At 69.8% G+C, this 11,822-nt stretch carries 13 protein-coding genes; 8 read left to right on the forward strand and 5 right to left on the reverse strand.

The genetic code is table 11. The features are described 5' to 3' along the window. The first annotated feature begins 39 nt into the window (after nt 1-39). From CP976_RS28765 to CP976_RS28785, 5 genes are read left to right on the forward strand one after another with little or no spacing between them, the layout of a single operon-like run. A complete protein-coding gene (locus CP976_RS28765) occupies nt 40-1,026 on the forward strand; it encodes a carbohydrate ABC transporter permease (RefSeq protein ID WP_150482945.1) in 987 nt (328 codons plus the stop codon). Beyond that, nucleotides 1,023-1,862: a carbohydrate ABC transporter permease gene (locus CP976_RS28770; RefSeq protein WP_150482946.1), complete on the forward strand. Its 840-nt coding sequence runs from the start codon at nt 1,023-1,025 to the stop codon at nt 1,860-1,862. The genes CP976_RS28765 and CP976_RS28770 overlap by 4 nt, the downstream gene beginning before the upstream one ends. A 9-nt stretch (nt 1,863-1,871) precedes the next feature. Beyond that, nucleotides 1,872-3,407, forward strand: a complete 1,536-nt coding sequence (locus CP976_RS28775) for a glycoside hydrolase family 3 protein (RefSeq protein ID WP_150482947.1) — start codon at nt 1,872-1,874, stop codon at nt 3,405-3,407. A 30-nt stretch (nt 3,408-3,437) separates the two neighbouring features. Then, complete coding sequence (locus CP976_RS28780) at nt 3,438-3,686, forward strand: helix-turn-helix transcriptional regulator (protein WP_150482948.1); 249 nt, start codon at nt 3,438-3,440, stop codon at nt 3,684-3,686. Next, on the forward strand, nt 3,683-4,231 hold the full coding sequence (locus CP976_RS28785; RefSeq protein WP_150482949.1) for a hypothetical protein: 549 nt from the start codon (nt 3,683-3,685) through the stop codon (nt 4,229-4,231). Before CP976_RS28780 ends, CP976_RS28785 begins: the two co-directional genes overlap by 4 nt. 15 nt (nt 4,232-4,246) lie before the next feature. On the opposite strand, the gene nagB is transcribed toward CP976_RS28785, so the two are convergent. Continuing rightward, nucleotides 4,247-5,032 carry a glucosamine-6-phosphate deaminase gene (nagB, locus tag CP976_RS28790; protein ID WP_150482950.1) on the reverse strand — a complete coding sequence of 262 codons (786 nt, stop codon included), beginning with the start codon at nt 5,030-5,032 and terminating at the stop codon, nt 4,247-4,249. A gap of 250 nt (nt 5,033-5,282) precedes the next feature. On the opposite strand from nagB, the gene CP976_RS28795 reads away from it, so the two are divergent. Both CP976_RS28795 and CP976_RS28800 read left to right on the forward strand, forming a co-directional pair. After that, nucleotides 5,283-5,975 (forward strand): TetR/AcrR family transcriptional regulator, encoded by a 693-nt coding sequence (locus CP976_RS28795; protein ID WP_150482951.1) that lies wholly within the window; start codon nt 5,283-5,285, stop codon nt 5,973-5,975. 386 nt (nt 5,976-6,361) lie between these two features. After that, nucleotides 6,362-7,828: a sensor histidine kinase gene (locus tag CP976_RS28800; RefSeq protein ID WP_150485543.1), complete on the forward strand. Its 1,467-nt coding sequence runs from the start codon at nt 6,362-6,364 to the stop codon at nt 7,826-7,828. Nucleotides 7,829-8,012: 184 nt separating this feature from the next. Here the strand turns inward: CP976_RS28800 and CP976_RS28805 are convergent, their stop codons facing one another. Both CP976_RS28805 and CP976_RS28810 read right to left on the reverse strand, forming a co-directional pair. Continuing rightward, nucleotides 8,013-8,270, reverse strand: a complete 258-nt coding sequence (locus CP976_RS28805; protein ID WP_016639615.1) for a WhiB family transcriptional regulator — start codon at nt 8,268-8,270, stop codon at nt 8,013-8,015. A 320-nt stretch (nt 8,271-8,590) separates the two neighbouring features. Continuing rightward, the gene (locus tag CP976_RS28810) at nt 8,591-9,559 is read right to left on the reverse strand and encodes a diacylglycerol/lipid kinase family protein (RefSeq protein WP_086848609.1); all 969 of its coding nucleotides are present in this window, start codon (nt 9,557-9,559) and stop codon (nt 8,591-8,593) included. A gap of 116 nt (nt 9,560-9,675) precedes the next feature. Between CP976_RS28810 and CP976_RS28815 the strand changes: the two genes are divergently transcribed. Then, nucleotides 9,676-10,116, forward strand: coding sequence for a hypothetical protein (locus CP976_RS28815; protein WP_150482952.1), 441 nt, complete (start codon nt 9,676-9,678; stop codon nt 10,114-10,116). 3 nt (nt 10,117-10,119) lie between these two features. On the opposite strand, the gene CP976_RS28820 is transcribed toward CP976_RS28815, so the two are convergent. Beyond that, complete coding sequence (locus CP976_RS28820) at nt 10,120-11,259, reverse strand: RNA polymerase sigma factor SigF (RefSeq protein ID WP_167537439.1); 1,140 nt, start codon at nt 11,257-11,259, stop codon at nt 10,120-10,122. Nucleotides 11,260-11,276: 17 nt separating this feature from the next. Further along, entirely contained in the window at nt 11,277-11,690 is a 414-nt protein-coding gene (locus tag CP976_RS28825; RefSeq protein ID WP_003992877.1) for an ATP-binding protein, read from the reverse strand. Between the last annotated feature and the right edge of the window lie 132 nt (nt 11,691-11,822).

Genomic DNA, 11,822 nt, shown 5'->3' on the forward strand with positions numbered 1-11,822 from the left:
GCCGTCGTCCAGACCTGAGGGACCGCCGAGGAGCGCGCGATGAGTGCCGCAGACACCACCACCCCCGTCAAGGTGCCGCCACCGCGGCAGGCACCGCCACCTCCCGCCGCTGAGCGGCCACGGGCGAACCGGCCGTCGGGCGGGACCGCGGTCCCCTGGCTGCTGCTCGCGCCCTGCCTGCTGATCCTCGCCCTGGTCATGGGCTATCCGCTGGCCCGTCTGGTCACCCTGTCCTTCCAGAAGTTCGGGCAGTCCCAGCTGTGGGGCTTCCAGCCGGCCGAGTCGGTCGGATTCGGCAACTTCGCGAAGGTGCTGGGCGACGGCGAGTTCTGGACCGTCGTCGTGCGCACGATCGTCTTCGCCGCCGGGGCCGTCGTCTTCACGATGGTGATCGGCATGGCGATCGCCCTGCTGCTCCAGCGGGTCTCCGGCTGGCTGAAGGTGCTCATCACCATCGTGCTGGTGGCCAGCTGGGGCATGCCCGTCATCGTGGCCACCACGGTCTTCAAGTGGCTCTTCGACTCGGACTACGGCGTCTTCAACGCGCTGCTCAGCAAGCTGCCCGGCGTCGAGATGATCGGCCACAACTGGTTCGCCAGCGGGCCCGAGGGCCTCGCCGTGATCATGCTACTGGTGGTGTGGGGAGCCGTGCCGTTCGTCGTCATCACGCTCAGCGCGGGTCTCACCCAGGTGCCGAAGGAGCTGGAGGAGGCGGCCCGCCTGGACGGCGCCGGCGCCTGGGGCGTCTTCCGCTACGTCACCCTGCCCGTCCTCAAGCCGATCATCGTGATGCTCACGACCCTGTCGGTCATCTGGGACATGGGCGTCTTCCCCCAGGTGTTCGTCATGCGCAACGGCCACCCCGAGCCGGAGTTCCAGGTCCTCAACACCTACTCCTACGACCGGGCGTTCGTCGTCAACGACTACGCCCAGGGCTCGGCCATCGCACTGGTCACCGTCCTGCTGCTGCTCGGCGTGGTCGCCGTCTACATGCGGCAGATGCTGAAGATCGGAGAGGTCGAATGAGCAGTACGCTGACCGGCCGCCGGGCGCCGAAGCTCTGGTGGAACGTCCTCGGCCTCCTGGTCTTCGTCACCGCGGGCTTCCCGCTCTACTGGATGCTCAACACGGCGTTCAAGCCCGCCAGGGACGCCATCGACCCGGACCCGAGCCTGCTGCCGACCGGTATCACCTTCGCCAACTTCGGCCGGGCGCTGGACATCGCCGACTTCTGGCGCCCGGTGGGCCGCAGCATGGTGGTGTCGCTGGCCGTGGTCGTCATCGGCATGGCCGTGGGGCTGCTGGCCGCGCTCGCCATCTCGCGCTTCGCCTTCCGGGGGCGCAAGATCGTGATCGTGGGCATCCTCGCCGTCCAGATGGTCCCGCTGGTCGCCATGATCATCCCGGTGTTCCTGCTGCTCAACGACCTGGGCCAGTACGACCGGCTGACCGGCCTCATCATCACGTACCTGACCTTCATCCTCCCGTTCACCGTGTGGACGCTGCGGGGCTTCATCGTCAACATCCCCAAGGAGCTGGAGGAGGCGGCCATGGTCGACGGCTGCTCCCGCACGGGCGCCTTCCTCCGGGTCGTCTTCCCGCTCCTGGCCCCCGGCATGGTCGCCACCTCGGTCTACGGCTTCATCCAGGCCTGGAACGAGTACCTGTACGCCCTGATGCTGCTCAGCCAGAAGAACCAGACGGCGACCGTCTGGCTCGGCAACTTCACCACGAAGCACGGCACCGAATACGCCCCGATGATGGCCGGCGCCACGATGATGGCCGTGCCGATCGTCGCCCTCTTCCTCCTCGTCCAGCGCAAGATGGCCGCGGGCCTGACCGCGGGCGCCGTGAAGGGATGACCCCGCCCCATGACGACACTCGCCAGCGGTACCGACACGCTCACCCGTGACGCCCTGACGGTTCTCCAGCCCGGCTTCACCGGAACCACCGCCCCCGACTGGCTGCTGCGCCGGCTCGGCGAGGGCCTCGCCTCCGTCGGCCTGTTCGGCCGCAACATCGCCTCGCCCGGCCAACTGGCCGCGCTGACCGCGCAGCTGCGGGCCGAGCGCGACGACGTCCTGGTCGCGATCGACGAGGAGGGTGGTGACGTGACGCGCCTGGAGGTGCGGACCGGCTCCTCCTTCCCGGGCAACCACGCGCTCGGCGCGGTGGACGACGTGGAGCTGACGCGAGAGGTCGCCCACGAACTGGGCCGCCGTCTCGCGGCATGCGGCGTGAACCTCAACTGGGCCCCGTCCGCCGACGTGAACTCCAACCCGCGCAACCCGGTGATCGGTGTCCGCTCCTTCGGCGCCGACACCGAACTGGCCGCCCGGCACACCGCTGCCTATGTGACGGGCCTCCAGTCCGCCGGAGTCGCCGCCTGCACCAAGCACTTCCCCGGCCACGGCGACACGGCCGTCGACTCCCACCACGCCCTGCCGCGCATCGACGTCCCCGCGGACGTGCTGACCGACCGCGAGCTGACCCCGTTCCGCGCGGCCATCGCCGCCGGCAGCCGGGCCGTGATGAGCGCCCACATCCTGGTCCCGGCCCTGGACCCCGACCGTCCGGCCACCCTCTCCCGCCGCATCCTGACCGGCCTGCTGCGCGGCGAACTCGGCTACGACGGCCTCATCGTCACCGACGGCATGGAGATGCGGGCCATCGCGGGCACCTACGGCATCGAACGCGGCAGCGTCCTCGCCGTCGCCGCCGGTGCCGACGCGATCTGCGTGGGCGGCGGCCTGGCCGACGACGCGACCGTACGGCGCCTGCGGGACGCTCTGGTCGCGGCGGTCCGCGCGGGTGAACTGCCGGAGGAACGCCTGGCCGAGGCCGCGGACCGGGTCCGGGCACTGGCCCGCTGGGCGAGCACGGAGGGCCGCGCACCCGAGGACACTCACGGCAGCGAGATCGGCCTGCACGCCGCCCGCCGCGCCCTCACGGTCACCACCGCCCCGGGCCTCGGGACCCCGGAAACCTTCAAGCCCCTCACCGAACCGCCCTACGTCGCCGCCCTCACCCCCGTCGCCAACATCGCGGTGGGCGATGAGACCCCCTGGGGCGTTGCGGCCGAACTCGTCCACCTCCTGCCGGGCACGGTGACGGGCAGCTTCTCGGCGGCGGAAGGCAAGGAGAGCGAAGCCGGTGCCGGTGAGAGTGCCGGACGGGCGGCCCTTCAGGCAGCCGGTGCGCGCCGCATCGTCGCAGTCGTCCGCGACGAACACCGCCACCCCTGGATGGCCTCGGCCCTCGACACCCTCCTGGCCGCCCGCCCCGACACCATCGTGGTCGAAATGGGCGTCCCGCAGGCCGCACCCCGCGGCGCCCTGCACATCGCCACCCACGGTGCGGCCCGCGTCTGCGGCCGGGCGGCGGCCGAGGTGATCACCGGGTTGTAAGGCTACCTCAGAATGTAGTACTTCTTATACATGAGCGAGCAGGTGCACAACAGGTTGGCCATGGTGCGCGCCGAACGGAAGGTGTCGCGCCAGAGCCTGGCCGAGGCAGTGGGAGCCCACTACCAGACCATCGGCTACATCGAGCGAGGGCAGTACAACCCGAGCCTCGACCTGGCGTTGAAGATCTCGAAGTTCTTCGATCTGCCGGTCGAGGCCCTGTTCTCACTCGAACCGTTCCGGCCGCTCACGGACAAGGTCTACGGGAGGAACCAGCCATGACGACGACACGCCTGACCCGCTACGACCGGAGCATGCTGCGGCTGATGAACGACCGCCGCTGTCAGGCCTGGTACGCCACGGCGGCACGCCGGCGTCTGGCCGTCGCCGCGCACATCACCCTCACCGTGGCCATCGGCGCACTGATGACCCACTTCTTCCTCGCCGAGGGCGAGCCGCTGTGGCCCGTCGCCGCGATGGCGGTGCTGCTGCTTCCCTGGATGGTCGCGACCGGGATCATCAACGGCGCCACCCGGGGCCTGCTGGAGCTGCGCGAACACGTACTGGACGAGCGGCAGTCGGCCGAACGCAGCCGCGTCCTGGCCCGGGCCCACCGCATGACCACGCTGCTCCTGGCCGCGACGGCGGTCGCCCTGCTGATCACAGGCGGTGTCGACGGCAACGCCCCGAAGGCCTACGCGGCCCCCCTCCTCATCGCCGTCCTCGTCGTCCACTGGGTCATGCCGCTGTGGGTGGCCGGCCTGCGGGCCGAGGACGAGCCGGCCGACGACGAGATGCTTGAAGCAGGGGCATCCCGTCGGGCCTGATCCAAACGACAGGCCCTATATCCCCTGCCACTCCGGCTTGTTGGCGTAGGTGTACCGGAAGTAGTCCGCCAGCTTCAGCTTCGACGCGGCGGCCTCGTCGACCACGACGGTCGCATGCGGGTGGAGCTGGAGCGCGGACGCGGGGCACACCGCGGCGACCGGCCCCTCCACCGTCGCCGCGACCGCGTCCGCCTTGCCCTCCCCGGTGGCGAGCAGCACCAGGTGCCGGGCCTCCAGGATCGTGCCGATACCCTGCGTGATCACGTGGTGCGGCACCTGGTCGATGTCGCCGTCGAAGAAGCGCGCGTTGTCGATCCGGGTCTGCTCGGTCAGCGTCTTGATCCGCGTGCGTGACGCCAGCGACGAACACGGTTCGTTGAACCCTATGTGCCCGTCGGTTCCGATCCCGAGCAGCTGAAGGTCCACACTCCCGGCGTCCACGAGAGCCTGGTCGTACGCCTCGCAGGCCCCCTGCACATCCTCGGCCGCGCCGTCCGGCCCCATGAACTGGTCCATCCCGATCCCCAGCGGCTCCAGCACCTCACGCCGCAGCACCGAGCGGTACGACTCCGGATGGGCGGCAGGCAGCCCCACGTACTCGTCGAGCTGGGCTATCCGTGCTCGCGCGACCTCCACGGCACCGGACCGCACCTTGGCCGCCAGCGCCTCGTACACGGGCAGCGGTGTCGAGCCGGTCGCCACGCCGAGCAGGGCGTCGGGCTTGCGCCGGAGCAGCTGAGCCATGGCCTCGGCGATGAGCTCGCCGCCCGCTTTGGCGTCCGGAACGATGACAACTTCCACGCTGGGCCTGCCGATCTGGGTGGATGCTCAACTGGGACTGGACCCGGGAGAGAGGTCGTGTGGTTTAGACCAATCTAACAGAGCGGTGGCGTCGCTCCCAGGGTGAATGCCGCCGGTCCCGCAGGGGCGGCCTGCCGGTGTCGGCCGGGTCTCCGGCAGGCGAACAGCCCCGTTCGCTAGTGGTCGCTACAGAAATGACCGTACCGCAGTCCGCCGACATTTCTCTAGTGCCCGCTATAAAATGCACTCCATGGTGAACGACGACGGGACCATGAAGGCCGAGTCGCACGGAACCGCGCAGGCCGAGAGGCCCGGGGCCGCGACGGGCAAGGTCAAAGGGCGGCCCCGCGGCCGCCCCCGCTCCTTCGATCGCGAGACCGCCCTGGAGAAGGCGCTCCTGGCCTTCTGGCTGCACGGCTACGAGGCCACGTCCGTCTCCGACCTCACCCGCGTCATGGACATCGGCGCCCCCAGCCTCTACGCGGCCTTCGGGGACAAGCGATCCCTCTTCGAGGAGGTCGTGCAGGTCTACGGCGCGACGTACGGCTCGTTCATCGACCGGGCCCTCGCCGAGGAGCCCACCGCCCGGGCCGCCGTCGAGCGCGTGTTGCGCGAGGCCGCCGCCGCGTACACGGAACCCGGCCACCCGCACGGCTGTCTGGTCGTCCACGCCGCCGCGAACTGCTCGACGCCCGAGGTCGAACAGTCGCTGCGGGACCGCCGTAACGCCGACATCGCCGCGTTCGAGAGCCGCATCAGAGCCGATGTCGCCGCCGGCGCGCTGCCCCCGGTCACCGACGCCGCCGCCCTGGCCCGCCATACCGGAGCGATGATCCAGGGCATGTCGCAACAGGCGCGGGACGGGGCGAGCCGGGAGGAACTGGAGGCGGTCGCGGAAATTGCCATGTCCATCTGGCCCCGCACAGGAACCCACACGGGTTAGGCTGCGTGGAGGACGCCAGCGCGTCCGATCAGTCGGAGAATTAACAACAACGAACAGCCTCCAACGCATGGACACCCACGAGTGGTCTAGTCCACAATGCGTAACGAGAGCGCGTGTGAAGCGCGCACCAGCCTCCGCCTTCCCCGCACAGGAAGGCGGAAAGAGGAACCGAGGCTCTCTGCCCTGACTGCCCCGGCTCCTCGCCCTTCGGCCGACCGGGACCGCACACCCCGCGGCCGATACTGCTCCGGGCTGCGGTGCCGGGAGGGTTGAGGGTCCCTCTCAGGCGCCGCGGCCCGCGGGTGTTCCAGGGGACCCCCATCTGTGAGGGGCCGTACATTTCAGAGCCGTACAAACCCCCGGGTACGCTCGCTCACGTGCCCTCCATGAACGAACTCGTCCGCCAGCACACCGCCCTCGACGACACCGATCTCGAGTGGCTCCACCTGCTGGTCTCGGAGTGGCAGCTGCTCTCCGACCTCTCCTTCGCCGATCTGGTGCTGTGGGTCCCCACCAGCGACGGCACGCGGTACGTGTCCGTCGCGCAGATGCGGCCCAACACCGGTCCCACGTCCTACCAGGACGACATGGTGGGCCACCTGGTCCCGCGCGGCCGCCGCCCGATGCTCGACGCCGCCCTCGACGAGGGCCGCATCGTGCGCGAGGGCGACCCCGAGTGGCGCGAAGAGGTCCCCGTCCGGGTCGAGTCGATCCCCGTACGGCGGGAGGGGCGCGTCCTCGGTGTCATCGCACGCAACACCAATCTCCTCACCGTGCGCACCCCGAGCCGCCTGGAGCTCACCTATCTCCAGAGCGCCTCCGACCTCGCGCAGATGATCGCGGCCGGCGCCTTCCCGTTCGCGAACCAGCAGCTCGACATGGACGCCTCGCCCCGGGTGGGTGACGGCCTGGTCCGGCTCGACGCCGACGGCATCGTCCAGTACGCCTCCCCGAACGCGCTGTCCGCCTACCACCGTCTCGGCCTCGCCTCCGACCTCGTCGGCCAGCATCTGGGCAAGACCACCGCCGAACTCGCCCCGACCCTGGGCCCGGTGGACGAGGCGCTCGCCAAGGTGGCCAGCGGCTGGGCGCCCCGCGAGTTCGAGATCGAGGCCAGTGACGGGGTCATCCAGTTCCGCGCGATTCCCCTCAAACCGAAGGGCACCCGCATCGGCTCGCTGGTCCTCCTCCGTGACGTCACCGAACTCCGCCGCCGCGAACGCGAGTTGATCACCAAGGACGCGACGATCCGGGAGATCCACCATCGCGTCAAGAACAACCTCCAGACGGTGGCGGCCCTGCTCCGCCTCCAGGCCCGGCGCATCGAGTCCGACCGCGGCCGCGAGGCCCTGGAAGAGGCGGTGCGACGCGTCGGATCGATTGCGATCGTGCACGAGACGCTCTCCCAGAACCTGGACGAGCGCGTGGAGTTCGACGACATCGCCGACCGCGTCCTGGCGATGGTCGCGGAGATCTCCCCGGGCAAGGTCACGGGCCGGCGCACCGGCCGCTTCGGCATCCTCGACGCCGAGGTCGCCACCCCGCTGTCGATGGTGCTGACCGAGGTTCTGCAGAACGCGCTGGAGCACGGCTTCCGCGAGGGCGACACCGGCACGGTAGAGGTGTCGGCGGTCCGCGGCGGAACGACCAAGGAGGCCCGCCTGCTGGTCACCGTCCAGGACGACGGGGTCGGCCTGCCGGAAGGCTTCGATCCGCAGACCGCGGGGAACCTCGGACTCCAGATCGTACGGACCCTGGTGGAGGGCGAGTTGGGGGGAACGTTCGACATGGTCCCGGCCCCGGAGCGCGGCACCCGCGTGATCCTGGACATCCCGGTGCCGACGCGGAAGTAGGAAGCGTCCAGCTCGATCCGGCTCTGGAAAGCATTGAGCCCCGGGCCATCAAGTGGCCCGGGGCTAAAGCTCGTTGCTGCTTAACTCAAGCGCATCGGGGGAACTGCGCGCTGCGGCTCGGGGGCGGGAGATGCGTACTCGCTGTACGCGCCGCCAAGCTCAGGCTGTCAGCAGGGGTGGGTTGTCAGGCGGAGGCCTGACGGGCCCGGTTGCGGGCGGCACGGCGCTTCATGGCGCGGCGCTCGTCCTCGCTGAGACCACCCCAGACGCCGGAGTCCTGGCCGGACTCGAGCGCCCACTGCAGACACTGCTCCATCACAGGGCAGCGACGGCAGACGGCCTTGGCTTCCTCGATCTGCAGCAGCGCAGGACCGGTGTTGCCGATGGGGAAGAAGAGCTCGGGGTCTTCCTCGCGGCAAACGGCGTTGTGACGCCAGTCCATGGCTGCTACCTCTCCTTGGTATTACGTGCAGGGTGCTTGTGAATGTGAACGCTTTCACGAATCCCTCAACAAGTGAAGGGCCGACCGCCAGGTTCCCTGGCGTGGGTCCTGTGAGTTGAAGAGGGGTTCTGGTGATCAGTGGAGGCCGATGTTGCGGGCCGTCCCGATCGCCACGTAGAGACTCGCAAACCTCAGCGGCGGATACAACCCCTTCTGGAAAGTTTTTTTTGATTCTTCGGTGTCGACTAGGTCACAGCCGTACTTCCATGGGGTGGACCCTGGCCTAAACGTTCGAGTGAAAGGACTTTAGCCAGTTCTGCTCACACAATCACACGCAGTGCACGGCGTACGCCTGTGAACGTCACGCTTGTTCGCAGGCCCAGGTGGTCACCGTCCATCTGGAGGGGGAGCGGAGCCTTCGAATGCAAGGTGAACTCGGTCAAATCGTGCAGAGAGGTGGCGTGCTTGCCACGGGGTCCGCGCTCGGGGGACGAAGTGAGCAACTGGGTGCCATACCGGGCAACGGCCGCGGTGGACAGCCGGCTGAGACCGAAGAGATCGAGGCCGGTATCGAACGAGGCCTTAGGCGCCGCGTAGATCGGGCGATTCCCCAGAAACGTCCACGGGGAGGTGTTCGAGACTATGGACAGCACCAGATCGGTGACCGGATCCTCGCCGTCCCGCTCGAGCGTGATCGTGCCGTGCCGGCGGTTCGGCTCGCCGAGGAGCTGGCGCACGACCTGGCGTACGTAAAGAGCGTGTGTGGATTTCCGGCCGCGCTCGCGGTGCTGCTCGACCCGGCCGACCACACCTGCGTCGAAGCCGAGCCCCGCGTTGAAGGTGAACCAGCGCGGGGGCACCGCCTCGTCCTCCGTGCCCGGCGTGCCGGAGGTCAGGCCCAGGCCGACGGTGCGTTCACTGCCGTCGCGCAGGGCGTCCAGCAGAGCGCCGGTGGCTTCCACCGCGTCGTTGGGCAGGCCCAGAGCGCGGGCGAAGACATTGGTGGAGCCGCCCGGGACCACGGCGAGGCCGGGGAGGTGTCCCGGGGCGGGGCCCGCGTGCAGGAGGCCGTTGACGACCTCGTTGACCGTGCCGTCGCCACCGAGGGCCACCACGAGGTCGATGTCGTCGCTCTCCGCCGCGTGCCGGCCCAGGTCGCGCGCGTGGCCGCGGTACTCGGTGGTGACCGCTTCCAGCTTCATCTCACTGGCGAGCGCGTGGATCAGTACGTCGCGTGTGCGCGCACTTGTGGTGGTTGCCGCCGGGTTGACCACGAGAAGTGCACGCATGACTGGCAGCGTACCTACTGGGTGGTACCTGGCCCAGACCGAGGTAGGGATCAGGTAAGAGACCGGGGGTGAACCTCGCCACGAGGGGCGCGTACGACCAGGGCTACTCTTCAGGGGTGAGCAGTGAGCAGACCCCCACCACCCCGGAGAACACCGGCCCCCGCCCGCGGCGGCTGACGTACGCCGCGCTGCTGGCCGCACTGGAGGGGCTGGCGCTGGTCGTCGGCGGCGTGTGGATGCTCGTCCTCGCACTCACCGGCGAGCCGGACAACCGCCAGCAGGCCGTGACCGGGGGCGTCACGCTCGTCGTGCTCGCGCTGCTGCCGCTGCTCGCCGCGCGCGGGCTGCTCGGCCGCCGCAGCTGGAGCCGCGGCCCGGCCGTCATCACCCAGCTCATGGCGCTGCCCGTGGCCTATAACCTGCTCCAGGCCGACAGCATGGCCATTCCGGCCGGGATCGCCCTCGCGGTCGTGGCCGTCGCGGCGCTCGTCCTGCTCGTGAACCCCGAGACGACCCGGGCCCTCGGGATCCGCGGGCCCGGCAACGTACAGAAGTAGCCGTCACTCCTCGACGAGGAGCTTCTCCCGGAGCTGGGCCAGTGTGCGCGCCAGCAGCCGCGAGACGTGCATCTGCGAGATACCGACCTCCTGCGCGATCTGCGACTGGGTCATGTTGCCGAAGAAGCGCAGCAGCAGGATCCGCTTCTCGCGCGGCGGGAGGTCCTCCAGCAGCGGCTTGAGGGATTCCCGGTACTCCACGCCCTCCAGCGCCTCGTCCTCCGCGCCGAGGGTGTCGGCGACCGCCGGGGACTCGTCGTCGGTGTCGGGGACGTCCAGGGACAGCGTGGAGTACGCGTTGGCGGACTCCAGGCCCTCCAGGACCTCCTCCTCCGAGATCGCCAGCTTCTCGGCGAGCTCGTGGACCGTGGGGGAGCGCCCGTGCAGCTGCGAGAGCTCGGCCGTGGCCGTGGTCAGGGAGAGGCGCAGCTCCTGGAGCCGGCGCGGGACGCGCACCGCCCAGCCCTTGTCGCGGAAGTGCCGCTTGATCTCGCCGACGACCGTCGGGGTCGCGTACGTGGAGAACTCCACACCGCGGTCCGGGTCGAAGCGGTCGACCGACTTGATCAGCCCGATCGTGGCGACCTGGGTGAGGTCGTCGAGCGGCTCGCCGCGGTTGCGGAAGCGGCGTGCGAGATGCTCCACGAGCGGCAGGTGCATGCGGACCAGCTGATTGCGCAGCTCCGCGTACTCGGGGCTGCCATTGTCCAGCGTGCGCAGTTTGAGGAACATCTCGCGCGCCCCGCTGCGGTCCGGGGAGCCGTGCGCACCTTGTGTGTGGCGTGCGCGCGGCGCTTCGTCCTCGGAGTGTCGCTCGTGCTCGCTCATCGTCCCGCCCGTCGCCCTTCCCCGAGCCCTCGCCTCCTCCGCCACTCCCGACTGCGCGCGAGTGGGGGGACCCCCCTGGGCAGGAGGTGCTGCGATCCCTCCGCCCGGAGGCGCGCTCCGCACGGCACCGTCCTGGGTCCGCTGCCCACCGCCCGGGAGGACGGCCCCCGCGGAGTCGTCCTCCGGATGCGGGCGGGCCTGCTCGGGGATGCCGTCGATGCCGTCCGCCACGCGCCGGGCCACGGTCGGACCGCACGGGTCCGTGGCCGTGCCCTCGGCCGGCAGCTCTCGTGTGCCGCGCTCTTCGTCCCGCACCGGCCCGTCCTCTTTCCTCACGCCGGCCCGGGTCCCGCGCCGCGCTGTTTGTAGAGGCTGATCGAAACGGTTTTGTCCTTGTCCACGGCGGAGGAGACCTTGCCCGCGAGAGCGGACAGGACCGTCCAGGCGAAGGTGTCCCGCGAGGGGGCATGACCATCGGTGGTCGGCGCCGAGACGGTGACCTCGAGTGAGTCGTCGACGAGGCGGAAGACACAGCTGAGCACGGAGCCGGGCACGGCCTGCTGAAGCAGGATCGCGCAGGCCTCGTCCACAGCGATGCGCAGGTCCTCGATCTCGTCGAGGGTGAAGTCCAAACGGGCCGCGAGACCGGCCGTGGCCGTACGCAGCACCGACAGGTAGGCACCCGCGGCCGGCAGCCGGACTTCCACGAAGTCCTGCGTCGCGGGCTCGCCTGCGATCTGGGACACCCTCACCTCCATGGTGGTACAAGTGTTTCAGGGCCGAGGGTCGCCCCCCGGGGTAACGCGATACATGGTTCAGCGGTGACGCTACCGCGCTCTCAACGGTCCTGTCCCCGGGACCCCAACCCCTTGCCGTCA

It is taken from the genome of Streptomyces coeruleorubidus, assembly GCF_008705135.1.
GTDB lineage: Bacteria > Actinomycetota > Actinomycetes > Streptomycetales > Streptomycetaceae > Streptomyces > Streptomyces coeruleofuscus.

What these genes read in the sequence shown, in the direction of transcription:
- CP976_RS28780 (WP_150482948.1), top strand. Translation starts at nt 3,438, where the DNA reads ATGAGCGAGCAGGTGCACAACAGGTTGGCCATGGTGCGCGCCGAACGG.
- CP976_RS28795 (WP_150482951.1), top strand. Translation starts at nt 5,283, where the DNA reads ATGGTGAACGACGACGGGACCATGAAGGCCGAGTCGCACGGAACCGCG.
- CP976_RS28775 (WP_150482947.1), top strand. Translation starts at nt 1,872, where the DNA reads ATGACGACACTCGCCAGCGGTACCGACACGCTCACCCGTGACGCCCTG.
- CP976_RS28805 (WP_016639615.1), bottom strand. Translation starts at nt 8,270, where the DNA reads ATGGACTGGCGTCACAACGCCGTTTGCCGCGAGGAAGACCCCGAGCTC.
- CP976_RS28765 (WP_150482945.1), top strand. Translation starts at nt 40, where the DNA reads ATGAGTGCCGCAGACACCACCACCCCCGTCAAGGTGCCGCCACCGCGG.
- CP976_RS28770 (WP_150482946.1), top strand. Translation starts at nt 1,023, where the DNA reads ATGAGCAGTACGCTGACCGGCCGCCGGGCGCCGAAGCTCTGGTGGAAC.
- CP976_RS28785 (WP_150482949.1), top strand. Translation starts at nt 3,683, where the DNA reads ATGACGACGACACGCCTGACCCGCTACGACCGGAGCATGCTGCGGCTG.
- CP976_RS28800 (WP_150485543.1), top strand. Translation starts at nt 6,362, where the DNA reads ATGAACGAACTCGTCCGCCAGCACACCGCCCTCGACGACACCGATCTC.
- CP976_RS28810 (WP_086848609.1), bottom strand. Translation starts at nt 9,559, where the DNA reads ATGCGTGCACTTCTCGTGGTCAACCCGGCGGCAACCACCACAAGTGCG.